The organism is Ferdinandcohnia sp. Marseille-Q9671, assembly GCF_976954385.1.
In genome coordinates, this window is sequence record NZ_CDRJTA010000001.1 from 554298 (window position 1) to 576964 (window position 22667).

General features: G+C 37.3%; 28 protein-coding genes and 1 riboswitch. Of the genes, 4 read left to right on the forward strand and 24 right to left on the reverse strand.

The genetic code is table 11. The annotated features are described in order from the left end of the window. Nucleotides 1–263 precede the first annotated feature (263 nt). The 4 genes from ACWNMY_RS02975 to ACWNMY_RS02990 all read right to left on the reverse strand — a co-directional run bounded on the left by ACWNMY_RS02975 (nucleotide 264) and on the right by ACWNMY_RS02990 (nucleotide 3729). Nucleotides 264–794, reverse strand: a complete 531-nt coding sequence (locus tag ACWNMY_RS02975; RefSeq protein ID WP_449538373.1) for a spore maturation protein — start codon at nucleotides 792–794, stop codon at nucleotides 264–266. Between the two features lie 2 nt (nucleotides 795–796). After that, nucleotides 797–1390 carry a nucleoside recognition domain-containing protein gene (locus ACWNMY_RS02980; RefSeq protein WP_449536802.1) on the reverse strand — a complete coding sequence of 198 codons (594 nt, stop codon included), beginning with the start codon at nucleotides 1388–1390 and terminating at the stop codon, nucleotides 797–799. Nucleotides 1391–1392: 2 nt separating this feature from the next. After that, nucleotides 1393–2541 carry a D-alanyl-D-alanine carboxypeptidase family protein gene (locus tag ACWNMY_RS02985; protein ID WP_449536803.1) on the reverse strand — a complete coding sequence of 383 codons (1149 nt, stop codon included), beginning with the start codon at nucleotides 2539–2541 and terminating at the stop codon, nucleotides 1393–1395. Between the two features lie 306 nt (nucleotides 2542–2847). Then, a complete protein-coding gene (locus ACWNMY_RS02990; protein WP_449536804.1) occupies nucleotides 2848–3729 on the reverse strand; it encodes a superoxide dismutase in 882 nt (293 codons plus the stop codon). Nucleotides 3730–3947: 218 nt separating this feature from the next. Here ACWNMY_RS02990 and ACWNMY_RS02995 point away from each other — a divergent pair, with 218 nt between their 5' ends. Further along, a complete protein-coding gene (locus ACWNMY_RS02995; protein ID WP_449536805.1) occupies nucleotides 3948–4766 on the forward strand; it encodes a DUF2935 domain-containing protein in 819 nt (272 codons plus the stop codon). 40 nt (nucleotides 4767–4806) lie between these two features. On the opposite strand, the gene ACWNMY_RS03000 is transcribed toward ACWNMY_RS02995, so the two are convergent. The 3 genes from ACWNMY_RS03000 to ACWNMY_RS03010 all read right to left on the reverse strand — a co-directional run bounded on the left by ACWNMY_RS03000 (nucleotide 4807) and on the right by ACWNMY_RS03010 (nucleotide 6711). Then, complete coding sequence (locus ACWNMY_RS03000; protein WP_449536806.1) at nucleotides 4807–5223, reverse strand: hypothetical protein; 417 nt, start codon at nucleotides 5221–5223, stop codon at nucleotides 4807–4809. Nucleotides 5224–5296: 73 nt separating this feature from the next. Further along, nucleotides 5297–5887, reverse strand: a complete 591-nt coding sequence (gene scpB / locus ACWNMY_RS03005) for an SMC-Scp complex subunit ScpB (protein ID WP_449536807.1) — start codon at nucleotides 5885–5887, stop codon at nucleotides 5297–5299. A 50-nt stretch (nucleotides 5888–5937) separates the two neighbouring features. Next, a complete protein-coding gene (locus ACWNMY_RS03010) occupies nucleotides 5938–6711 on the reverse strand; it encodes a segregation/condensation protein A (RefSeq protein WP_449536808.1) in 774 nt (257 codons plus the stop codon). A 222-nt stretch (nucleotides 6712–6933) separates the two neighbouring features. Between ACWNMY_RS03010 and ACWNMY_RS03015 the strand changes: the two genes are divergently transcribed. Together ACWNMY_RS03015 and ACWNMY_RS03020 are read left to right on the forward strand one after the other, a co-directional pair. Continuing rightward, complete coding sequence (locus ACWNMY_RS03015; protein ID WP_077618657.1) at nucleotides 6934–7023, forward strand: YjcZ family sporulation protein; 90 nt, start codon at nucleotides 6934–6936, stop codon at nucleotides 7021–7023. Nucleotides 7024–7335: 312 nt separating this feature from the next. Further along, nucleotides 7336–7860 carry a DUF309 domain-containing protein gene (locus ACWNMY_RS03020; protein ID WP_449536809.1) on the forward strand — a complete coding sequence of 175 codons (525 nt, stop codon included), beginning with the start codon at nucleotides 7336–7338 and terminating at the stop codon, nucleotides 7858–7860. 11 nt (nucleotides 7861–7871) lie between these two features. Here the strand turns inward: ACWNMY_RS03020 and ACWNMY_RS03025 are convergent, their stop codons facing one another. From ACWNMY_RS03025 to ACWNMY_RS03050, 6 genes are all read right to left on the reverse strand, one after another. Then, nucleotides 7872–8249 (reverse strand): GNAT family N-acetyltransferase, encoded by a 378-nt coding sequence (locus tag ACWNMY_RS03025; protein ID WP_449536810.1) that lies wholly within the window; start codon nucleotides 8247–8249, stop codon nucleotides 7872–7874. Between the two features lie 217 nt (nucleotides 8250–8466). Then, a complete protein-coding gene (gene ribH, locus ACWNMY_RS03030) occupies nucleotides 8467–8934 on the reverse strand; it encodes a 6,7-dimethyl-8-ribityllumazine synthase (protein ID WP_449536811.1) in 468 nt (155 codons plus the stop codon). Between the two features lie 39 nt (nucleotides 8935–8973). After that, nucleotides 8974–10140 (reverse strand): bifunctional 3,4-dihydroxy-2-butanone-4-phosphate synthase/GTP cyclohydrolase II, encoded by a 1167-nt coding sequence (locus tag ACWNMY_RS03035; protein ID WP_449536812.1) that lies wholly within the window; start codon nucleotides 10138–10140, stop codon nucleotides 8974–8976. A gap of 17 nt (nucleotides 10141–10157) precedes the next feature. Next, on the reverse strand, nucleotides 10158–10814 hold the full coding sequence (ribE, locus tag ACWNMY_RS03040) for a riboflavin synthase (protein ID WP_449536813.1): 657 nt from the start codon (nucleotides 10812–10814) through the stop codon (nucleotides 10158–10160). A gap of 17 nt (nucleotides 10815–10831) precedes the next feature. Next, on the reverse strand, nucleotides 10832–11920 hold the full coding sequence (gene ribD / locus ACWNMY_RS03045) for a bifunctional diaminohydroxyphosphoribosylaminopyrimidine deaminase/5-amino-6-(5-phosphoribosylamino)uracil reductase RibD (protein WP_449536814.1): 1089 nt from the start codon (nucleotides 11918–11920) through the stop codon (nucleotides 10832–10834). A gap of 182 nt (nucleotides 11921–12102) precedes the next feature. Beyond that, a riboswitch (FMN riboswitch) is annotated at nucleotides 12103–12307 on the reverse strand. Nucleotides 12308–12785: 478 nt separating this feature from the next. Further along, the gene (locus tag ACWNMY_RS03050; RefSeq protein ID WP_449536815.1) at nucleotides 12786–13220 is read right to left on the reverse strand and encodes a peptidylprolyl isomerase; all 435 of its coding nucleotides are present in this window, start codon (nucleotides 13218–13220) and stop codon (nucleotides 12786–12788) included. 197 nt (nucleotides 13221–13417) lie between these two features. On the opposite strand from ACWNMY_RS03050, the gene ACWNMY_RS03055 reads away from it, so the two are divergent. Continuing rightward, nucleotides 13418–14287 (forward strand): DUF1002 domain-containing protein, encoded by an 870-nt coding sequence (locus tag ACWNMY_RS03055; protein ID WP_449536816.1) that lies wholly within the window; start codon nucleotides 13418–13420, stop codon nucleotides 14285–14287. A gap of 44 nt (nucleotides 14288–14331) precedes the next feature. Here ACWNMY_RS03055 and lysA read toward each other — a convergent pair whose 3' ends face one another. The 11 genes from lysA to spoIIAA form a co-directional block, all read right to left on the reverse strand. After that, entirely contained in the window at nucleotides 14332–15651 is a 1320-nt protein-coding gene (lysA, locus tag ACWNMY_RS03060; protein WP_449536817.1) for a diaminopimelate decarboxylase, read from the reverse strand. 155 nt (nucleotides 15652–15806) lie between these two features. Further along, nucleotides 15807–17279 (reverse strand): spore germination protein, encoded by a 1473-nt coding sequence (locus ACWNMY_RS03065; protein ID WP_449536818.1) that lies wholly within the window; start codon nucleotides 17277–17279, stop codon nucleotides 15807–15809. Then, nucleotides 17239–17841: a stage V sporulation protein AE gene (locus tag ACWNMY_RS03070; RefSeq protein ID WP_449536819.1), complete on the reverse strand. Its 603-nt coding sequence runs from the start codon at nucleotides 17839–17841 to the stop codon at nucleotides 17239–17241. The genes ACWNMY_RS03065 and ACWNMY_RS03070 overlap by 41 nt, the downstream gene beginning before the upstream one ends. A 5-nt stretch (nucleotides 17842–17846) precedes the next feature. Then, the gene (spoVAE, locus tag ACWNMY_RS03075) at nucleotides 17847–18197 is read right to left on the reverse strand and encodes a stage V sporulation protein AE (protein ID WP_449536820.1); all 351 of its coding nucleotides are present in this window, start codon (nucleotides 18195–18197) and stop codon (nucleotides 17847–17849) included. A gap of 2 nt (nucleotides 18198–18199) precedes the next feature. Next, on the reverse strand, nucleotides 18200–19216 hold the full coding sequence (spoVAD, locus tag ACWNMY_RS03080; protein WP_449536821.1) for a stage V sporulation protein AD: 1017 nt from the start codon (nucleotides 19214–19216) through the stop codon (nucleotides 18200–18202). A gap of 22 nt (nucleotides 19217–19238) precedes the next feature. Next, entirely contained in the window at nucleotides 19239–19700 is a 462-nt protein-coding gene (gene spoVAC / locus ACWNMY_RS03085; protein ID WP_449536822.1) for a stage V sporulation protein AC, read from the reverse strand. Nucleotides 19701–19719: 19 nt separating this feature from the next. Next, a complete protein-coding gene (locus ACWNMY_RS03090) occupies nucleotides 19720–20139 on the reverse strand; it encodes a stage V sporulation protein AB (RefSeq protein ID WP_449536823.1) in 420 nt (139 codons plus the stop codon). Continuing rightward, complete coding sequence (locus ACWNMY_RS03095) at nucleotides 20129–20749, reverse strand: stage V sporulation protein AA (protein ID WP_449536824.1); 621 nt, start codon at nucleotides 20747–20749, stop codon at nucleotides 20129–20131. The genes ACWNMY_RS03090 and ACWNMY_RS03095 overlap by 11 nt, the downstream gene beginning before the upstream one ends. 197 nt (nucleotides 20750–20946) lie before the next feature. Then, nucleotides 20947–21705 (reverse strand): RNA polymerase sporulation sigma factor SigF, encoded by a 759-nt coding sequence (sigF, locus tag ACWNMY_RS03100; protein WP_449536825.1) that lies wholly within the window; start codon nucleotides 21703–21705, stop codon nucleotides 20947–20949. A gap of 12 nt (nucleotides 21706–21717) precedes the next feature. Then, entirely contained in the window at nucleotides 21718–22158 is a 441-nt protein-coding gene (gene spoIIAB / locus ACWNMY_RS03105) for an anti-sigma F factor (RefSeq protein ID WP_449536826.1), read from the reverse strand. Between the two features lie 2 nt (nucleotides 22159–22160). Next, on the reverse strand, nucleotides 22161–22511 hold the full coding sequence (gene spoIIAA / locus ACWNMY_RS03110) for an anti-sigma F factor antagonist (RefSeq protein ID WP_449536827.1): 351 nt from the start codon (nucleotides 22509–22511) through the stop codon (nucleotides 22161–22163). Between the last annotated feature and the right edge of the window lie 156 nt (nucleotides 22512–22667).

The following is a 22667-nucleotide window of genomic DNA, read 5'->3' on the forward strand; positions in this document are numbered from 1 at the left end:
ACAAGATAAAAACATTTTCTAGTATGTCCATTCCAGTAGTTTCCTATTAACTTCTAGAATTTCATGTATTCCTCTTGTTATATAAATTACAATTACAAAAAAAATAAAACACGCAAATGCGTGTTTCAGAATATAAACAAAGATAGTAACGTCTTTGCTTGAAATTAATGAGTAAACTATTTAAGAGGGAAAATAAATGGTATTCCTTTTTAATTCAAATAATCAAGGACAAACACTATATGGTGATTTGCCAGGAGGTTTTACTACCCAAACAGTAAGGTTACAACTACGATACTTGCAACTATCCCTAAAAAATCTGCTAAAAGACCAACCTTTAAAGCATCCCCCATTTTTTTAATCCCCACAGCTCCAAAATAAACAGTTAGGACATAAAATGTAGTATCCGTACTACCTTGCATGGTAGAGGCAAGTCTTCCAATAAACGAATCGGGTCCATATGTAGCAATTAAATCTGTAGTCATCCCAAGTGCGGCTGTACCAGAAATCGGCCTAATTAAGGCCAATGGAGCAACCTCTGCCGGGAACCCGACGAATTCCAGTGCCGGCCGTATTAAGTTAACGAAAAATTCCATTGCGCCTGAAGCGCGAAAAATAGAAATTGCCACTAACATTCCAACTAAAAACGGGATAATGGAAAAGGCTATTTTAATCCCTTCCTTCCCCCCCTCAACAAATGTTTCGTACGTTGGAATTCGTTTCGCGGTACCGTATAAAAGTATAAAACCGATTATTGCTGGTATGAGCCAGAGTGATATGGTGTTAATCATTTGCATCATTAAGCGCCACCTTTCTTCACTCTTCGGTAATAAAAATATCGATCTATTAATATGGCACCCATTGTTGAACAAATGGTCGCTATTAGAGTAGTTCCTACGATTTCAGTTGGATTAGCAGACTCATAGGTCATCCTAATGGCAATAACCGTTGTAGGAATCAGCGTTAAGCTTGATGTATTTATCGCTAAGAACGTAATCATTGAGCGACTTGCTGAAGTACCTCCACCATTAAGTTCTCTTAGCTGCTCCATTGCTTTTATTCCCATTGGTGTAGCAGCATTACCTAAACCAAACATATTGGCAATCATGTTCGAAAGCATATAGCCCATAGCCGGATGATTTACTGGCACCTCTGGAAATAATCGACTTACCAGTGGACGGAATAATCTAGAGAGCTTTTCCAACAGGCCAGCTTCTTGTGCAATTCTCATTAGCCCCAACCAAAATACCAGTACACTTATTAACCCAATACAGATTGTAACTGCTTCAGATGCCCCTTTAAAGATTGCTTCGTTTACCTCACTGATTGTTCCATTCACTATCGCAAAAACAATCCCAATAATAGTCATTGCAACCCATATTATATTTACCATCGTTATCTAACTCCTAGTATTACTAAGAAAATACTTCTTAACGTTTCCCAGAAGGATTTTTTTGGTTTATCGACATTTCCATTATCAAAATAGATTGGCATTTCTTCAATTGTATTATCTCCAAGGTTAACTGTTAGTGTCCCGACGATATCAGGAACTGTTTCTGGACTCCGCCAATGATTCTCTTCGGGATCAAGTAGATTAATATCAACTTTTATGTCCTTTTTTTCCTGCTCTGTCAGTGGATAGAAAAAAGTATGATCAACAAATACCTTTCCTTTATAAAAGTCTTGCTTAATATCTTTTAGTTCTCCTTCCTCCACTACTTTAACTACGTCATACGTATCAAAAGCAGTGTTAAACATTCTCATATGATCATTCCAATCATCGGAAGCGTTAATTGTAACCGCTACTAGATTCGTTCCATCCTTTGATGCTGTTGAGACCAATGTTCTTTTTGCACGTTTTGTATAGCCTGTTTTACCTCCTGTACTATATGGATATAGCTTGGTGAGAAGTTTATTTTTATTTCTCCAAACGCGATCCCATTTTTCATTGGGATTCGGAGCACGGTAAACCTTCGTACTAGATATCTCTCTAAATTTTTCATTCTTCATGGCATAGCGTGTTAATATAGCCATATCATAGGCACTTGAAAAATGATTTTCATGGTCGTCCAGTCCATGAGGGTTTGCAAATTCCGTATTCTGCATCCCTATCTCTTCTGCCTTTTGATTCATAAGAAAAACAAAGCCATCTAAACTTCCTCCTACATGCTCTGCAATCGCAACTGCAGAATCATTGCCAGAACGCAACATTAATCCGTAGACTAAATGCTCAAGCTTAATTTCTTCATTTGGCTGTAAATATAAGGAAGACCCTTCAGTGCCTACAGCCTTATTACTAACCTTTACCATATCGTTTAGTTTTCCTGATTCGATTGCGATAATAGCAGTCATGATCTTTGTGATGCTAGCGATTCTCATTCTTTTATGTGCATCTTTTTCATACAGAATTCTACCAGACTCTTGCTCTATTAAGATGGCACTTCTTGCACTAACAGAAAGTGCACTTGTTTTTTGAGGAAGTACGCCTATGAGAATCATAATAATGATAAAAAGTGTAAAAAATCTTGTCCGAAAAAAAGTCATTCGATCCCCGTCCCTTTTGCTGTTTTGTAAAAGTGTATGCGAAACATATCCACCTATATGAATAAAATATGTACAAACATTGAAAAGTGCATACGCCTAAAAAGAGGAACATCGACAAACTACTGCCACGTCCTGTTGCAACATCAATGTCAGCATCCCTGTGAGTACGACAAGAATAAAATCCGTCAAGAAAATTGTTTTTAATCTTTCTTGACGGATTTGCTTATGACCACGAGGGGCTTGTCGCTAGACCACTATGAACAAAAAAACTGACCGTCTCTTGGCCAGCAGGATAAAATATATAACTTAATATTGCTTCCAATCTATTTTAGATGCCTCCTGGAATCTATATTCAACCTCATCCCAATTCACTATGTTCCACCAATTCTTCACATATTCTTCACGCACGTTTTTATATTGTAGGTAATAGGCATGCTCCCATACATCCAGTACGAGTAGTGGAATCGTATCCCATTGTGTCATGAATTGATGTCTCTCTGCTTGTAGGATTTCTAACCGCCCTGCTCTTGGTGCCCATACTAATATTGCCCATCCAACACCTTCCACTTTATTGGCTGCTTCACTAAAATGCCGTTTAAAAACCTCAAAGCTACCAAAATCCCTATTGATTTGACGTAGCAATGTTCGCCCTGGCATACCTCCTCCTTTTGGCTTCATAATTGACCAAAAAATTGTGTGGAGGTAGTGACCAGATCCATGAAACGCAGCTTCCCTCTCCCAATGTTTCAAGAGGTCATAGTCCCCAGTGTCTCGTGCCTTTTCCATCATTTTTTCCGCCTTGTTTAACCCATCTACATAGCTCTTATGGTGTTTATCATGATGGAGTCTCATAATCTCTTCCGATATATATGGTTCAAGTGCACTATAACTATACGGTAGTGGAGGTAGGGTATGTTGTCCAATTCCAACCCTCCTTATCTCTGCCTGTGCACCACTGTTTTGTTCAGCGAATCGTAGCCCAACATCATAAAGCTTCTCCACTTGTTCTTGGAGTTCCATCAAGGTAGAAGGTGAAGTACTTTCTTCAATTGTCTCTAAGAAATTTGAAAGATTTTTAAGCGAAGATTCTATTTCTTCATTCCTATTATTCATTAGAAAACTCCTCATTTTCCCTACCCATTCTTTTACATGTATCACATATTTTTCGTAGCTTTCAGTATTGTTCATACTGTCCCTCCTACAGATATAATCGTCACTATCGTATGCATATTACCTAGATTCGTGACTATGAACTTGGGAAAATATATTTCAAATTCACCACTTATGCTCATTAATCATACAGATACATATGGAAGACCATGAGGAAAAGCACTTGTTTCAATTGGCTCGTTTTGAGTAGGAATAAGAACAGCATAGAGAAAAGCATCATTTAGGAGGTAAAGGGGATGAATCGTTTGAATCGTACTTATCATGAGGAAGCATTATTTGAGACCGAGTTTTGGATGCAAGTACTAGGTGACCATAGCAGATTTTTACATGATTCTTTAGCACCAAGTGAAAAAGAAAGAATATCAAAAGCGCAGCAATTTATGATGATTTTTGATCGGTTATTAGATGCCTCCAGACAACCAGTTCAAACAAATGACTTAATAAGTTTAATTCGAGAAGCAAGAACAGCTAGTGAACACCTTCGTACTTTTAAACTAGATATTATTAAAGACCATTTGGTAGGTCAGGTAAAAATTAGTCTTACCCCCTCTTTTATTAATCATATGGTAAATGAATTAGATGAATGGCTACGAGTTTCAAGATTTTTAGTGGAGGGCAAGAATGTACCTCCTACGCACGCACTTCATCATCACTTAATTTGGCTGTTAGACGCCGCAGGACATGCAGGAGGTATCGCATCTAACCTAGATCGTGTTGAGAAAGATCTGGTCAAAAAAAGCGAAACATTCATGAAGGAGTGGGAGGATTTTTATTTAAAAGCGGTTGAACTCGTAGGATTCTTACGTACAAGTCAATATGAATTCCCTGCACTTTCACGTTTCAATAATGATGTAGAAATAGAGATGCAGATATTCAAAGGATTTTTAGAAGAATTAGAAGAAATGGAGTTAAATAAAGAGATATTAGGAGTTTTAACTCCACTAATGGCGGACCATATGGCACGAGAAGAATGTTATTATCTAATCAAATTAGCACAAACCACAAATGAAATTAATCAACCTGATTGTGACCCAACAAAGCCGCGAGTCCAATAAGTTAAAACCCCAATTACCTTCAATTGGGGTTTCTTACAGTCTACCTATGTTGGGTAAATTCCAATGGTGATTTAATTTCATAATCTTTGTTTTGAGTAAGATGTGTCATTATTTCTTGTAGCCTATCAAATTGTAATCCTTTGAAATGTTGTTCGAATTCTCGCAGCTCATTGATGAACACTCGCTTACGATGACGATATCCTGGATTTGTTAGTAAACAGGCCAATGCTACAATATCTCTAAAATAAACTTCTTTTGATTGAATTGTAAAAATAGGATCCTCATCAAACGGGATAAATGATGAAATTTGTTCATCGAAATAACGTAAATAAAGCACACGGAATGTTTTTTCCTCACCATTTTCAATAAAGGTTACTTCTGATTGGTTGTAAAAGTCCTCGAATGTATTTTTCAACGTCTTTTCTAACTCAAATCCACTACACTGTTTGATTAACACATTTTCACCTCATTAGCGACCAATTTTACAATTATTATTTTATATTACCATATTTTGTAGGTCAAAGGTGTGTTTAATTTGAATCATCGATTGTTTCTTGAAATCTTTCAAAAAATAGGTCCGCTTCCTCTTGTACATAGTCTTCATCTACCTTGTCAGGAAGTGGAGGTAATTCTTTTATGGTTTTCAAACCAAAATACTCCAAAAACTCTTTCGTTGTTCCGTATAAAATAGCTCTGCCTGTACCTTCTACACGCCCAACCTCTTTAATAAGTGCTTTTGCTGTTAATGTATTAATTGGCCTCTCGGTTTTAACTCCCCGAATTTCCTCGATTTCAGCTCTTGTAATCGGCTGACGATAAGCAATAATAGCAAGAGTCTCCAAGGCCGCCTGAGACAAAGAACTTGCAGATGGGGACTCTACTAGTTTTTTAAGATAAACAGCATGTTCCTTTTTGGTAGTTAATTGATAGGTTCCTGCAACCTCTACTAGATTAATGCCACGTCCTAAGTTAAGGTAATCATCCTTTAATTCATTTACGATATCTAAAGCGGTACTTTCCTTAACTTCTAACACAACCGCCATTTGTTTTAAGGTTAAACCTTCATCTCCCGCAGCAAAAAGTAACCCTTCCACAATAGCTTTCACATCTACTAAATTCATTACGTATAATCCCTTTCCATACTAGAGTATATTCAATAAGTCATCAAATGCTATACTTCGTCAACTTTTGAAAACTCACTACTAGAAATATAAATTTCAGAAAAGTTATTTTGTTGCTCAATTAAAACGACATTTTTTTTCATTAATTCAAGAATTGCAAGAAAAGTAACGACTATATGGTTCTTATCATGGTAGGGAAAAAGCTCCGTAAACTTCTTTTTTCCTTGGAATCCTCTTAGTTCATTAATAATTTCTTCCATTCTTTTTTCAATGGGGATTTCTTGTCTTGTTATTCTAGTTGATAACGGTTTTTGTAACTTTTTTCGACGCATTAGTTTTTGCAATGCCCCCAACATGTCATAAATATTGACATCTAACGAATAATCAATTGCCGTATCCTTCGAAAATTCACTTAGATCACTAGGAGGCTTTGTAAATAACTGCGAACGTTCCTCTTCTAATAACTTTAAATCTTCAACTGCGTTTTTATATTTTCGATATTCTATTAATCGATTCATTAGTTCTTCACGCGGATCTTCTTCATAGATGATTTCTGTATCCCCGTCCAAAAGTTCATCCTCATGTTGAGGTAATAACATTTTACTTTTTATTGCTAATAAAGTTGCTGCCATCACCAGATATTCACTTGCAATATCTAATTGTAAAACCTTCATTGCATGTATATACATTAAGTATTGTTCTGTTATTTCAGAAACAGGTATATCATAGATATCAATTTCTAACCGATTGATTAGATGTAAAAGAAGGTCTAAAGGACCTTCAAAGGAATCAATTTTAACATTATATTGTAAATCCACGCTCATACCACCAAAAATACCCTTCATGACAAATTTCATATATTTTATTTTAACATACTAATAGTATAGAGCATTATTTGTAATCAAGCTATAATTGAAAATTGGATATTTATACCTCCAAAAACAAATGTAAAAATTTTATTCAATGTAGGACACTCGCCCACACAACAAATCTAAAAGGTCATATTATAACCGTGTAACTAGGAAATGAATAGGAGGTATTTAAAAATGGGTGACGGATACAATTTCGGAGGCGGATTCGCCTTAATCGTAGTGTTGTTTATTCTTTTAATTATCGTTGGAGCTGCATGGTTCTAAAATCGTAATGCGAAAAGCATTTCAAGAGGAACATCGACTAACTTCTGCCACGTCCTGTGGCAAGCGTTGAGTCAGCACTTCCTGTGTCACTCCGACATGTAAAAGTACTGGAACAAAAAGTCGTTCTTTGACTTTTATTGCCACATTTTTTTGAGCTCGAGGGGTTAGGCGGTGCAGCTAGACATCGAAAACGAATCTCAAATATGAGTAGAGTGTTCAGTAAATTCGCTGAACACTTTACTTTTTCCATGATTTGGTTCCGTTATTTATGATAAACTATCCATACATAGTGTTAAAGGAGTGTTGTGCCACTTGTATCCAAAAGCCTTTATCGATTATTTAATACATTTCCATTGTGATCGTGATTATTTTGAATGCCATGAAATTTTAGAGGAGTATTGGAAGGAAGACCCGACAACAGAAAGAAAACCTCATTGGGTCGGGTTGATTCAAATTGCAGTTTCGCTCTATCATCAACGACGCGGAAATATATCTGGAGCTCTACGAATGATGAAAAGTGCAATAACAATTTGTGAGGAGCACAAATACGCCTTGTCAAGAATAGGCATACAGGATGAGAAGCTTATTGAAGTATTACAAGGAAAATATCAAGATATTAAAAGCGGTGTTTCTTATGTAGATATTAATTTACCCATAGTTGACGATCTTTTAGCCATCTGTCAATCACTAGCATCAGATAAAGGAAAACAATGGGGAGCAAAAAGTGATTTATCGGATAAGGAATTAATTCATAAACATAAGCTTCGGGATAGAAGTGACGTCATTGCTGAACGCCAGAAACAGATTCTTTTAAAACAAAAAAGCAGAAAAAAATAAAAGAGACAGTCTTATGACTGTCCCTCTTCACATTTTTCGTCCTCTGAGAAATCACATTTCTCAAAAAACGCTGCGGTATGTTCATTAGGTCGTAATTCTCGATCTGGAAAGTGCTCGTTAAGTGCTCTAACCATCCTTTTTCCAATCCCTTGATAGCGATGGGATGGATTAACACAAATGTGTTGGATTTCTACAAAATTCCCGTCTTGGATTGTTGTTCCGATAATTCCTACAATATCTTCTTCTTTCCATAAGAATAACTGCTTCGTATCATCTTCTTCATATTGCTTCATAGTTGCTTGCAGATTCTTTAATTCCTTTTCAGTAGGCATAAATGAAAGAAGCCCCATTGCGATTTTTTCATAATTCTTTTTATAACGAACTAACATATAAATCCCTCATTATCGAAAAACTTTCCTTCTAGTTTACGTTCAAATAGGAGAATGAAATTTCACCAGTCTCTTTGAACGTTCTACTACTTTTGGACTAACCTCAATACATTTATTAAGATTACCATTTTCCAGTCCTTTTTTCCATAGTCTTTTTGGAATACCCTTAAATTTAAATTATATCCAAGACTTTCCAGATCTATACTACCTTCGACAATTAATCAAATGAACGCGCTAAGTTCGCCATTTCAATGGCAGAAACAGCTGAATCCCAACCTTTATTTCCTGCTTTTGTACCAGCTCTTTCAATTGCTTGTTCAATTGTATCAGTTGTTAAAACCCCAAACATCACTGGTTTACCAGTTGAAAGCGCGGTAGCAGCTAATCCTTTTGCTACTTCATTACATACAAAATCATAATGTGATGTAGAACCTCTAATAACAGTTCCTAAAGCGATAACAGCATCATACTTACTTGATTCAGCCATTTTCTTTGCAATTAGTGGAATTTCAAACGCACCAGGTACCCACGCGATTTCAACATTTTCATTCTCAACACCATGTCTTTTAAAGGCATCTAATGCTCCAGTTAAAAGCTTTGCTGTGATAAATTCATTAAAACGTGCAACAACTATTCCTACTCTTAAACCAGTGCCAACTAAGTGTCCTTCATAAATCTTATTCATATATATCCTCCTGTGTTAATAGTTATTTGTTCTATTTCTTTAAAAATGAAGCATTTGTCCTACCTTTGAATTTTCTGCTATTTCTTTATCCATTTGAATAGGAATTCGTTCGACTACTTCTAAACCATACCCTTCAAGCCCAGCTATTTTTCTAGGATTGTTCGTTAGAAGGTGCATTTTGGATATCCCTAAATCTTTAAGGATTTGCGCACCTATGCCATAATCCCTTAAATTGGGTAATAGCCCTACATTCGCCTCGTCCGATTTTTCTCCTTCTTCCTGTAGCTTATATGCACGCATCTTGTTAAGTAGTCCATTTCCCTTACTTTCTTGACGCATGTATAGGAGTACACCTGAACCAGTCTTCTCAATCTGACGTAGGCTTGCATGAAGCTGTGTTCCGCAGTCACATCTTTTTGACCCAAATACATCCCCAGTTAAACATTCAGATTGAACTCGAACTAAGGTTGGCTCTGTTTCACTTATTTCGCCTTTTACGAGCGCTACATGTTCTTTTCCATCAACTATGTTTGAGTAGCCAATAGCTTTAAACTCTCCATATTCAGTTGGTAAATTTACTTCAACTTCCCTTTTTACTAACTTTTCTTTTTGATTACGATAACGTATGAGTTCTTCTATAGTAATCATTTTCAGATTAAACTCATCTGCAATTTTTCGCAGATCAGGAACCCTTGCCATTGACCCATCTTCTTTTACAATTTCACAAATTACACCCGCAGGTTTAGCACCACAAAGAGTGGCTAAATCAACGGCTGCTTCCGTATGGCCAGCTCGGCGGAGAACCCCTCCTTCCTTTGCAATCAAAGGAAACACATGACCTGGTCTTTTTAAATCCGACGCTTTCGTTTCTGGATTTAGTAACTCGATTATTGTTGTAGCCCGCTCATGTGCACTAATTCCCGTTGTCGTGGTCTTATGGTCAATACTAACTGTAAATGCTGTACCATGTGGGTCTGTATTATGTCCCACCATTGGGTCGAGACTGAGTTTTTTTGCAAGTGATTCCGTTATTGGCGTACAAACAAGACCACGGCCATGGGTTATCATAAAATTTATTACCTCAGGAGTTGTCTTCTCCGCAATTGCAATGAAATCTCCTTCATTTTCACGATCTTGATCATCACAGACAATAATTACCTTACCTTGCTTAAGATCTGTAAGTGCCTCATCAATTTGATCAAACATGTTATCTTCCCCCCTTCTTATTTAAATCCATGTTCTTCTAAAAAACTTGAAGTGATTGATGATTTTACTGGTTCCTTTTTCTCAAATGAACGTTGAATAAACTGCTTTACATATTTACCAAGCATGTCACATTCGATATTCACACTATCCCCCACACCTTTTTCGCGCAGTATTGTTTCAGTTAACGTATGTGGGATTAGTGATAGTGTAAATGTATTCTCTGTAAGTCCAAATATCGTTAGACTCGTTCCATCAACAGCAACAGAGCCTCTCATAATCATAAATTGGACGATTTCTTTAGGAACCTCTATTTCATAATAGACAGCATTCCCTTTTGGTTCTTTCCGTACAATTTTGCCAATTCCATCGACGTGACCTGAGACTATATGTCCTCCAAACCGTCCATTTGCTGACATGGCTCTTTCAAGGTTAACCACATGATTCCGTTGTAAGTCACGTAATGAGGTGGACTTTACTGTTTCTGGCATTACATCCACTGTAAATCCATCAGTCGTAAAAGAAGTTACTGTTAAACATACCCCATTCACTGAAATGCTGTCACCAAGGTTAACGTCATCTAAGATTCGCTTTGCTTGTATGACCATTTCAACCGCATCCTGCGAACCATTTATAGCTTTAATCTTCCCAATTTCTTCTATAATTCCTGTAAACATTCTTTTCAACCCTCTCTTTAGATGGGTTCAGCCACAATTTTTACATCTTCGCCAATCTGTTCAACCGACTTTATTCTTAATTGAATGGCATCATCAATTTCTTCGATACCAGTTCCGCCGATTGAGGTTGGCGCTTGTTTTCCACCAAACAACTTTGGAGCAAAATAAGTAATCACTTGGTTAATAGCCTTCTCTTTTAAAAAGCTACCATTTACCCCGGCTCCACCTTCAACAAAGATTGACGTTATCCCTTCTTCAGCTAATCGACTTAGCAATTTTTTTATGGATATAGTTGGTTCATGCATTTGGATAACCCGAACGCTTTTTTTCTCAGCAAACTTGTTAACTTTATCTTGGTCGACTTTATTTGTAACAATAATCCAGGTTTGTACCTTACCGTCATTTACTACTTTTGCATCAAGTGGCGTTCGTAACGTAGAATCCAAGATGATTCGAATTGGATTCTTCCCCATACTATTTGGTAATCGAGTCGTCAAACTTGGGTTATCAACTAGAACTGTATTAACACCTACTAATATGGCGTCATGAATACTCCGATATAAATGGACATCATTTCGAGCTTCTTCACCAGTTATCCACTTACTTTCCCCTGTAACGGTCGCTATCTTTCCATCAAGGGTTGTTGCAGATTTCAATGTAACATAAGGAATTTTTTTATCTAAAAAGTGATAAAATACAGAATTAAGTGCATCTGCTTGTTCCTTACATACCCCTACTTCTACCTCAATCCCAGCTGCTTTTAATTTTGCAATACCCTTTCCTGCAACAAGAGGATTCGGGTCAGTGGTTGCAATCACAACACGTTTCACATTATTTGTAATTAATAAATCCGCACATGGTGGTGTTTTCCCATGATGGCTACAAGGTTCTAGCGTTACATATACTGTTGAATTTTGGGCATCCTCACCAGCCATACGAATCGCATGTACCTCTGCATGTGGCTCTCCTGCTTTTAAATGTGCACCAATTCCTACAACACGTCCTTCGTTTACAACAACTGCACCTACAACTGGGTTCGGATTTGTCTGGCCAACGCCCGCTTTAGCTACATTAATGGCCAGATTCATATAGTCTTGATCCCTCACTTTTTGCTCACTCCTTTCTTATTTAATGAACGTTATGGGAGTTCAATTTTTCCAAAAATAACAAAAAAGACCCTGAAATTAGAATCTCTGGGTCTTAATGGTCGTAATTAAAGTATCAAAATATGTATATTTGCTCAACACAAATAGAGGTAACATGAGCATTTTTTTCACATACCAGTACTAAAATCCTTCTCCCATCCAGACTATACTGTCGGCCTTGGATTCTCACCAAGTCCACCATTTTAAATGAAGTGTACATAAATACCACTCATAGCAGTAATCAGCTTGTCAAACATCAATATGTTCAGACATTAAAATGGGTCACGGGCTTAGAACAAAAGGTTCATCACCGCCGGTTAGGAATTTCACCTGACCCCGAAGGAAAGTATTAAATTATTATAGCGTTCGATTTTAAATAGTATAACATGAATTACTATTATTTTGTCGAATTTAAGACTTTCTCATACTTTTATTAAAAGTGATCGCTACATGCTCTTGTATTTTCACACGATAAATAGCCAATAAATAAATCCCCACGCAAGAGATAAAATGGCCAATACAATAAAAACAGCCCATTTTCCTTTTTCCACACAACTCACCTCTCGACTAATTATAGACAAGAACAAAAGCGCAAGCGCCTCGAAAGCGAAACCTTTACTAAAGACTGACACTTTGTGCAAGTCCAACAAGCATAAGTCGATTTAGAATAAAGGCGCTCTTTGCCTTACATTCTATATTGGCTAATGACCCTCGAGGGTCTAGGCGTTGGAACTAGAACGAGACGCTTAGCCTAAAGTCTCAAGATATTTATTATTCCTTAACTAAAAAAAAGACACAACAAGAAAGACCTGCTGTGTCAATTTGATTACTCTTCCCAAACTTTAACTTCTTTCATAACGTCACCTTGGTGAATACGATAGACTGAATCCAATCCTTCGATTACTTGACCAAATACTGTATGAACTCCATCTAAATGAGGTTGTGGTTCATGTACGATGAAAAATTGACTTCCTCCAGTATCTTTCCCTGCATGCGCCATGGATAATGCACCAGCAACATGCTTGTGTGGGTTACCTTCTGTTTCACATTTTATAGTATAACCTGGTCCACCCGTTCCATTTCCTCTTGGGCAACCTCCCTGAGCAACAAATCCAGGAATTACACGATGGAATGTTAATCCATTATAAAATCCTTCATTAGCAAGCTTTTCAAAATTTGCAACAGTTCCTGGTGCTTCATTTTGATACAGCTCAGCAACGATTTTTTCTCCGTTTTCGAATTCAATGCTAGCTTTTTTCATTTGAAACCTCCGCTCATTTCTATTCGTCAATATGTATTGAACGTGTTCATTTTACTATAAATAAAATCAATAATCCAATATGAAGGGAGGCCTTACATCCTAAATCGTCTATAAACGATTTATTTAGTACCATCTACTGTATAATAATAAATGATTGATAAGTCTATTTTCGCAAACAGATAAAGGAGGCTACTAAATTGAGTACTACACGTCTACTCTCGTTTTTACTCGTTTTTACACTCTTACTTCCAACTCTAAGCTATGCAGATGCTGCACCAGGTGATGTTATCATTACACTAGGACAGGATTTAACAGAGAGTGAGAAACAATCAATACTAAAAGAAATGAATGCACCTGATAACCCTCAAATTGTAGTTGTTACCAATGAAGAAGAACATCAATATCTTGGTAGGTACATTCCAAAAGCCAGGATTGGTAATAAAGCACTTTCCTCTGCCTCCATTACAATAGGAGAAAAGGGTTCAGGCTTAGATGTAACAATCACAGAAGACATAACCTTAATTACAGAAGAAATGTACGCAAATGCTTTAATCACTGCCGGCGTTAAGGATGCAAAAATTTATGTAACCGCGCCTGGAACTGTTTCAGGAACTGCTGCACTAACGGGTATTATTAAAGCCTATGAGATCTCATCTGATAAGGCTATTCCGGAAGATGTGAAGCAGGCTGCCAATGAAGAAATGGTGGAAACAACAAAGTTAAGTGAAAAATTCGGAGCAGAAGATGCTTCAGCGTTAATGGCAAAAATTAAAGATGAAATATCTAAAAATGCTCCACAAAATGACGAAGAGCTTCGGACCATTATTATAAATGCTGCAAATGACTTAGGAATCACGTTATCTGATGAGGACATTCAACGTCTCATGGATCTATTTACAAAGTTAATGGAACTTAATATTGACTGGAATCAGGTTGGGGAGCAATTAAATTTGGCTAAGGAAAAGCTCACAGGTTTCCTCGAATCTGATGAAGGACAAAACTTCCTAGATAAACTAAAAGAATTCTTTACTAACCTAATCGATGCGATTAAGAATCTTTTTAAATAAAGGATGCAAAAAACCCACGAAATCGTGGGTTTTACTTATTTCAATTAGTCAATCACTTTGGATTTTAACGGGATATCTAAGCGAACTAAATCCTCGTAGCTTTCACGCTGGACAACAAGTTGAGCTTCTCCATTTTCTACGAAAACAACTGCAGGTCTTGGAATACGATTATAGTTATTTGCCATTGAATATCCATATGCACCTGTACAAAATACTGCCAACATATCTTCCGAATTTGCTTTTGGCAACGGTAAATCCCAAATTAGCATATCTCCAGATTCACAGCATTTCCCAGCAATCGAAACGGTTTCCTCAACCTCATCCATTACACGATTTGCTAATACCGCCTCATATTTCGCCTGGTATAATGCCGGTCTAATATTGTCTGTCATTCCGCCATCAATCGCTAAATATTGTCGGATATTTGGTACTTCTTTTCTAGAGCCTACAGAATAAATCGTTGTTCCTGCATCTCCAACAATAGATCTACCTGGTTCAATCCAAATTTCTGGAATATCAATCGATAAATGATCAGCATGTTTCTTCACTTCACCGATAATTTCTTCTACGTATTTTGATACTGGTATTGGGTCATCCTCATCTGTGTATCGAATTCCAAATCCACCACCTAAATTTAGAACACTAGGTGTAAACTGAAACTTATCTTTCCACTCTTTTAGCTTTGCAAACATTTTACCTGCTGCTACTAAAAATCCAGTTGTTTCAAATATCTGTGAACCAATGTGAGAATGAATCCCTAATAAGGTTAAGAATTCTGAATTAAGTACTTGCTCAACAGCTTGGTCAGCCTGTCCATTTTCCAGCCCGAATCCAAATTTAGAGTCTTCTTGGCCAGTTAAAATATAATCATGGGTATGTGCTTCTATCCCCGGTGTTACTCGTAACAGAATCTGCATTTTTGTACCATTTGCCATACAAACTTGTTCAAGCAATGAAATTTCAGAGAAATTATCAACAACAATACATCCAATTTCGTTCTTAACTGCCATATCAAGTTCTTCAAAGCTTTTATTATTTCCGTGAAAATGTATACGTTCTGCTGGAAAACCTGCTTGCAATGCAGTAAATAACTCACCACCAGAAACTACATCCAAGGATAGCCCCTCTTCATCAGCAAGCTGAATCATCGCAATAGTAGAAAACGCTTTACTTGCATAGGCCACCTGTGCATTAATATTTAACCGCTCAAATGTATTTCGAAAGCTTCTTGCCCGTTCTCTTATGAGCGCCACATCGTATACATATAAAGGTGTTCCGTATTGTTTCGCTAATTCAACTGTGTCAACTCCACCAATTTCAAGGTGACCTTTTTCATTTACTTGACTTGTGCCATGCAAAAACATCTATTTCCCCTCATTCCTTCATACAAAAGTACAATTAAAAAGCACCGTTTTAGTTGCGCTCATGTCATTATTTATCAGCTTCACCATTAATAGAAACGGTAACTTTAGCTGATTAAAGTTATAAATAATTTAACACAACGTTTTATATGGTGCAACTATTGTTTAAAAGGTTTTTGAGGGTGTACAATGCTTGGTCTTAATTTAGCTCCTGGCACTGAAGTACGAATCAAAATCTGCAAAAATGCCTTAGGATTGAACGGCAGAAATGGCCATAAATATGGAGTATTCAAGGAACGAATATTTGCTAATATTAGGAAGTATAGCGTACATCCGATAATAAAGCCTGGCACTTTAAATATAGCTACAACAACTAATAAAAAGAGTCTCGCTATTTTATTCGCAGCACTCAATTCATAACTCGGTGTAGCAAATGTACCAATTGCAGCAAGCGCGACATAAAGTATTACTTCTGGTGTAAATAGGCCTACATCGATTGCAATTTGACCAATTAAGGCTGCTGCAATTAAACCCATCGCCGTTGATAGAGGTGTAGGCGTATGTATAGCTGCCATACGTAAGAATTCAATACCCATATCTGCCAAAAATATTTGCACAACAATAGGAATATTTGATTTTTCATTTGGTCCAATATAATCAATTGCACTAGGTATCATGTCTGGCTCTAATACCAGTAAAAACCAAAAAGGGAGAAGATAAATGGATGCCAATATTCCAAGAAACCTCGTCCACCTTAATAATGTCCCAACCGCAGGTGCCTGTCGATATTCTTCAGCATGCTGTACGTGATGGAAAATTGTTGTCGGTGTAATGATCACACTTGGTGAAGTATCGACCATTATTACTACATGGCCTTCAAGTAAATGATTTGCTGCAACATCGGGACGTTCAGTATATCTTACCAATGGATAAGGGTTAAACCCTTGATTAACAATAAATTCTTCGATTGTCTTATCTGCCATTGTTAACCCATCGACTCTAATATTCTGCAGTTCCTTTTTGATAATTTCAACTAAATTAGGATCTGCTACATCTTTAATATAAGAGACACAAATATCTGTTTTAGATCTTTCACCAACCTGTAAAATCTCATGGCGAAGTCTTTCATCTCTTATCCTTCTCCTTGTTAATGCACAATTAACTACGATGTTCTCAACATAGCCGTCCCTTGAACCACGGATAACTTTTTCTGTATCGGGCTCCTGTGGTGTTCTTCCTGGATAGCTCCGTACATCAACGGCAAATCCAGAATCTTCACCTTCAATTAAAATCAAGATAAGGCCCGATAATAAATTATCTACCGCCTCATCTAAATTTTTTATTGGACTCACTTGCTGATGGACAAGTCTATTCTCAATTACTTGGAAGGCTTGATAGGAATTTTTCTCTTTATCATTAATATTAACTAATTCTTTTAATAGCTGAATGATAAAAGACGTGTCACACAGGCCATTCAAATAATAGATATGAACATCTTTTTTCAAGATTTTTATCTTTCTTACTCCGACATCAAAGCTGCCGGTACCTATGCCAATATGTGTTTCAAAAAATTGTTTATTTATTTCTATGTCAGGAGAGATTGGAGTCTTCATCTTTTCTTGTCCGATCATAACCACTCCTTTCGAGTATGAGCTCAACTGCTTTTCTTGTAATCGGGGCGCCGACTTTAATGTCATCCTTTCGTGCCATCTTCCCAATATCTCCAATACCTACAATAATCGGCACATCCAGTTCATCTAGGCAATAGACAGTATCTCCATTAATCCGGCCAATATCGTGCTCTGAGATCCCGCTTTTATCTACCCCGTATTCGGTTAAGTTTCCGTCTCTGTCAATACTTACATTTACCTTTGCCCATTCAGTTTGATGGGTTTTCGATGCCACGGCAATAACCCCTAGCACATCTATTTGTGGATGCTTTGCGACATACTTCATGGCTCGTTCTCCCGACCCTTCTCCTAGATAACCACTATCGTCAAACATCACAAACACAGGGTCATATGGAGTCTTAAGGATTAAATTCACCATTTCCTCTCCAGTTAGGACGGTCGGATTGCCATGAGATTTTGAAATACAACGACCTCCAACCTCTTTCGAAATATATTCTAATGTTTTTAGTGCATATTCATCTCCATCAGTAACTAGAATAACTTTTCTTCTAGCTTGCTCCATATATCCTATCCTTTCGCTCTGAATATCAGTGCAACTATGAAAGAGAACAAGATTGCGGACGAAATACCTGCCGATGTCAACTCAAATATTCCCATTCCAATTCCTATAAATCCATGTTCCTCAGCGCTTTGCATGGCGCCGTGTAAAAGTGAATGACCAAAGCTTGTAATCGGCACAGTAGCCCCAGCCCCAGCAAATCTAATTAAATTATCATATAAATTAAAACCATCCAATATCGACCCTAATACAACAAATATACTCATGACATGTGCTGGAGTTAATTTAGCAAAGTCCAGTAATAGCTGCCCTACTACACATATTGCTCCACCGACTAAAAATGCATATAAATATTCCATCCCTACTCACCACCTTGGACTCGTTCCAATACCACGCCATGTGCGATTGTAGGAATCGATTCCTTTTGCTGTATCATTGTTGGATTAAGCAGTGCTCCAGTAGCCACCACAAAAATCTTATTTAAACTACCACTAATTAATTCTTTTATCAGGTGACCGTATGTGACGATGGCGGAGCAAGCACAACCACTTCCTCCCGCAAACACCTCTTGGTCTGAATGATAAAGCATGAGACCACAATCATTGTGAATTGTACCCAAATCATACCCTTCCTCTTTCATCAATTCTTTAAGAATTGGGCTTCCGATACCCGAAAGGTCACCCGTTGCAATTAAGTCATACTCATTTTGATCTATATTTAGGTCCTTGAAATGACGCGTAATCGTGTCTGCTGCAGCTGGAGCCATGGCAGAACCCATATCGAAAGGATTTGTTATCCCTAAGTCCACAACTCTTCCTATCGTTGCTGATGTAATTCGAATCGGGCCTTTTTCTTTACTTACGAGTGCCGTTCCCGCACCAGTAGCCGTAAAGGTTGCAGTATCTGGCTTTTGTCCACCATATTCCGTTGGATAACGGAATTGTCTTTCTGCGGTAGCATTGTGACTACTTGTTGATGCGAGGATTCTGTTCGCAAATCCACCATCTACCAGCGCTGAGCCGACAGCTAGTGTCTCCATTGATGTCGAGCAAGCCCCAAACATACATAGAAGAGGAATTTGATGACGTCTAGCTGCATAGTTAGTCGTTACGTTTTGATTTAGCAAGTCACCTGCTAAAAACAAATCAATGTCTTCATTTGTTAGGTCAACTTTCTGGAGACATGTTTCTATGGATTCTTCCATCAACCTTCGCTCCGCAAACTCCCATGAATCCTCTCCACAATGTAAGTCATCATATTTTTTATCAAAGGTGGTACCTAATGGACCTTTTGCCTCTTTTGGTCCTACGGCTGTCCCTGTTGAATTTAAGAATATTTGATTCTCAAATACCCATGTTTGTTTTCCAACTAGCTTCATCTGTCTCCACCCCTTTATTTAATCAGGATATTGTGTGATTAAAGAAGTAACGAATAATCCCAACTATATACGCAGAAACTGCTCCAAAAACAATTACACTTCCCGCTAACTTAAACATATTTGTTGCAATTCCTAATACAATTCCTTCACTTTTATACTCCATGGCTGCACTTGTCATTGAATTCGCAAATCCCGTAACAGGAACTGCAGAACCTGCACCAGCAAATTGTCCGAGTTTGTCATATAGCCCAAGTCCCGTCAATATCGATGAAATTAGGATTAACGTAGCAACTGTTGGATTGCCTACATCTTTTTCAGAGAAGTGAAACACGGTCATGTAAAAGTTTTGGATGCCTTGACCAAAACAACAAATGGCTCCTCCCACTAAAAATGCTTTTAAGCAATTTAGAAGATAAGGTGGCTTTGGGTGGAACTTCTTTATACTATTTTTGTAATCGTCTTTTATCTTTTTCTTTGAAGCCAATGTAGTTCACTCCTTTTGCCTATTTTACGTAATAGATCCATTGAAATAATGACCCCGCAATCTTTCCAAAAACAATGGCCATTACCAAAATCACAATTTTACCCTCAATACCAATACGCTTTGCAATAATAGGAAACACATTTAGTACCTCCGTAAGGGCTGCTGCCAACATTCCAACGAATATACCACTTGCTAACCCAACAGGAATTACTAACATACCCCACAAATTAAAGATTTGGTCGTTAAGTGTAAACCAACCACCAAATACTGCTCCAAGTACTACACCCCATTCATAGAACCGAATGAATTTCATTGTTTTGGTCAATTGTGTAAGCCTCGGTATAATCCCTAATACAGTCAAAAATGCTACAAAACCGCCTCCGACCGCAAATCCACTTGCGAGACCAATAAAGATAATAAGAAGCACTTTAATGGTCATCGATATGTTTCATGCTTTCTTTGTTTTCTGTCATGATTAGGTAGTTATCTAAATCCTGTTGGTAATTGAACATTTCAACTTCAAGTGGACTTGGTTCCTCATTCAGACGTTTACGGAAAAAATGATTGAAAAATAATATCATACCTAAGCCTAATCCAATCGAATAAGGGATCTGAAACAGTAGTGGTTTTGCTATTTCCTCTCCTGTAATCATCATATAGATACGGAGATGTACTTCTCGCATGGATACATCTTCATGAAAGTTCATCATGGTAAGTGCTGCTCCCACAAATAATAAAAACCAAACAGCTACAAATAGTGCTGGCGCATATCGTTTTTTCTTAATGACAATTTCAACTATGGTCTGTGCAGGACCAACAGTCTGTATGTCAGAGTCCGGAAAACGCCTCCTTATTTGATGTATCACTTTCATTACATCAATCACTACAATGTTTTTATCTTTTTTACTAACTTCATGAATAGTAATATTTTTAATAACCTTCTCGACTTCTTCTTCGGCACTGATCTGTACAATTTGTCCAATTTTTACAGTTGCATTGGGTTTTACCTGTACGCGATGGCGCATTCTAACATAGATTGATTTTTCCATCACTTTCACACCCTACACATTGTTTTCCTTATATATGTAGTATGTTAAATCTTGTTTTTCTAATGCGATAACACAACGAACTCCAGTAATTACCACCAAATTAAGGTGGAGATTTATTGTTGCTGCATTCAATATTCATGAGGAGTCTGTGTGAATAGTTAATTTCGCAGTTATTGCACACAAAAAAACCGAATGGATTATTCATCCATTCGGTCTTTCATTTGTTGCAATATTTTCTTTTCTAGCCTTGATACCTGTACCTGTGATATACCAAGTCTTGTTGCTACTTCAGACTGAGTTTGATCTTTGTAATAGCGAAGGAAAACAATTAACCGCTCACGTTCATCTAATTCGCGTATTGCTTCCTTTAACGCTATTTTATCAAACCATTTCGTTTCATTATTATCAGCAATCTGATCAAGTAATGTAATTGGATCTCCGTCATTTTCATATACAGTTTCGTGGATAGACGAGGGTGCCCGACTTGCATCTTGCGCTAATACAACATCCTCTGGTGTTATTTCCAAGAATTCAGCAATTTCATTAATAGTCGGTACTCTTCCAAACTGTTTCGATAATTCATCCCTTGCTTTACGAATTTTATTGCCAGTTTCCTTTAATGACCGACTTACCTTTACCGTACCATCATCCCGAATAAATCGTTGAATTTCTCCGATAATCATTGGTACAGCATAGGTTGAGAATTTGACATCATAAGATAAATCAAATTTATCAACAGATTTTATTAATCCGATGCAGCCTATTTGAAATAAGTCATCTGGTTCATAGCCTCGATTTAAAAATCGTTGTACAACAGACCAAACTAACCTCATGTTTTTTTGGACGATTAAGTCTCTTGCTTCCTGTCGTCCCTCTTGGCTAAGTTTAATTAATTTCTTAACCTCATTGTCCTTTAAATACGTTTCACTTTTGTTGTTCTTGACCTCCACATCCATTGGCAAGTCTCCTTAATTGCATAACGCTTTACTCTTTGATAAATGCTTTGTTAGCCGTAAAGTTGTACCTAAACTTGAACCTGTTTCCACTTCAAACTCATCCATGAAATTCTCCATAATTGTAAAGCCCATACCAGACCTTTCAAGCTCAGGCTTTGTCGTAAACAATGGCTGCCTTGCTTCCTCGAGATCGTTAATTCCAATACCTTCATCTCTAATGGTAATATAAACAGTTCCTTCTTCAATTTTACATGAGATATAAACAATTCCATTTGGGTCACTTTCATATCCATGAATAATTGAGTTTGTTACGGCTTCAGATACGACAGTCTTTATCTCAGTAAGTTCGTCTAAGGTTGGATCTAGTTGTGTAATAAAAGCTGCCACGGCAACTCGAGCAAATGATTCATTTTGGCTTAGTGCGGAAAATTGAAGGTGCATTTCGTTTTTCATACTTATGCCACCCCCAATGACTGAAGCGCAAAAGATTCATCACGCTCTAAACGAATAATCTTGAAGAGTCCAGACATCTCAAATAAGCGTTCTACTTGTAGAGATATAGAACATACGACCATTTCTCCACCAAGGTTTTTGATTTGCTTGTATCTTCCTAAAATAACACCCAATCCTGAGCTATCCATAAATGTAAGCTTTTCAAGATTCAGCAGGATGTGATTAATTTGATTATTCTCAATTATATCTGTAACTTTTACTCTTAATTCTTCTGCTGTATGATGATCTAGCTCACCAGTTAGCCGAATACATAACACATTGCTTTTTACCTCAAGTTCAATACCAAGACTCACTTTACAATGCCTCCTTAAAAAATCGTATAGTGAGTCTTTTCGCTATTAACATGAAGGAATCCTTCTACATGACAAAACTAGTGCTCATTCGGCAAAAAAATCTGTAATGCGCAAGCGTCTATAACAATTCACACAAGCACTAGACGAGCTGTCAAA

Excerpts from the sequence above, each read along its gene's own strand:
- ACWNMY_RS02975 (WP_449538373.1), bottom strand. The coding sequence starts at position 794 with ATGCAAATGATTAACACCATATCACTCTGGCTCATACCAGCAATAATC.
- ACWNMY_RS02980 (WP_449536802.1), bottom strand. The coding sequence starts at position 1,390 with ATGGTAAATATAATATGGGTTGCAATGACTATTATTGGGATTGTTTTT.
- ACWNMY_RS02985 (WP_449536803.1), bottom strand. The coding sequence starts at position 2,541 with ATGACTTTTTTTCGGACAAGATTTTTTACACTTTTTATCATTATTATG.
- ACWNMY_RS02990 (WP_449536804.1), bottom strand. The coding sequence starts at position 3,729 with ATGAACAATACTGAAAGCTACGAAAAATATGTGATACATGTAAAAGAA.
- ACWNMY_RS02995 (WP_449536805.1), top strand. The coding sequence starts at position 3,948 with ATGAATCGTTTGAATCGTACTTATCATGAGGAAGCATTATTTGAGACC.
- scpB (WP_449536807.1), bottom strand. The coding sequence starts at position 5,887 with ATGAATTTAGTAGATGTGAAAGCTATTGTGGAAGGGTTACTTTTTGCT.
- ACWNMY_RS03010 (WP_449536808.1), bottom strand. The coding sequence starts at position 6,711 with ATGAGCGTGGATTTACAATATAATGTTAAAATTGATTCCTTTGAAGGT.
- ACWNMY_RS03015 (WP_077618657.1), top strand. The coding sequence starts at position 6,934 with ATGGGTGACGGATACAATTTCGGAGGCGGATTCGCCTTAATCGTAGTG.
- ACWNMY_RS03025 (WP_449536810.1), bottom strand. The coding sequence starts at position 8,249 with ATGTTAGTTCGTTATAAAAAGAATTATGAAAAAATCGCAATGGGGCTT.
- ribH (WP_449536811.1), bottom strand. The coding sequence starts at position 8,934 with ATGAATAAGATTTATGAAGGACACTTAGTTGGCACTGGTTTAAGAGTA.
- ACWNMY_RS03035 (WP_449536812.1), bottom strand. The coding sequence starts at position 10,140 with ATGTTTGATCAAATTGATGAGGCACTTACAGATCTTAAGCAAGGTAAG.
- ribE (WP_449536813.1), bottom strand. The coding sequence starts at position 10,814 with ATGTTTACAGGAATTATAGAAGAAATTGGGAAGATTAAAGCTATAAAT.
- ACWNMY_RS03050 (WP_449536815.1), bottom strand. The coding sequence starts at position 13,220 with ATGAAAAAAGCTAGCATTGAATTCGAAAACGGAGAAAAAATCGTTGCT.
- lysA (WP_449536817.1), bottom strand. The coding sequence starts at position 15,651 with ATGTTTTTGCATGGCACAAGTCAAGTAAATGAAAAAGGTCACCTTGAA.
- ACWNMY_RS03065 (WP_449536818.1), bottom strand. The coding sequence starts at position 17,279 with ATGATCGGACAAGAAAAGATGAAGACTCCAATCTCTCCTGACATAGAA.
- ACWNMY_RS03070 (WP_449536819.1), bottom strand. The coding sequence starts at position 17,841 with ATGGAGCAAGCTAGAAGAAAAGTTATTCTAGTTACTGATGGAGATGAA.
- spoVAE (WP_449536820.1), bottom strand. The coding sequence starts at position 18,197 with ATGGAATATTTATATGCATTTTTAGTCGGTGGAGCAATATGTGTAGTA.
- spoVAD (WP_449536821.1), bottom strand. The coding sequence starts at position 19,216 with ATGAAGCTAGTTGGAAAACAAACATGGGTATTTGAGAATCAAATATTC.
- ACWNMY_RS03090 (WP_449536823.1), bottom strand. The coding sequence starts at position 20,139 with ATGACCATTAAAGTGCTTCTTATTATCTTTATTGGTCTCGCAAGTGGA.
- ACWNMY_RS03095 (WP_449536824.1), bottom strand. The coding sequence starts at position 20,749 with ATGGAAAAATCAATCTATGTTAGAATGCGCCATCGCGTACAGGTAAAA.
- sigF (WP_449536825.1), bottom strand. The coding sequence starts at position 21,705 with ATGGATGTGGAGGTCAAGAACAACAAAAGTGAAACGTATTTAAAGGAC.
- spoIIAB (WP_449536826.1), bottom strand. The coding sequence starts at position 22,158 with ATGAAAAACGAAATGCACCTTCAATTTTCCGCACTAAGCCAAAATGAA.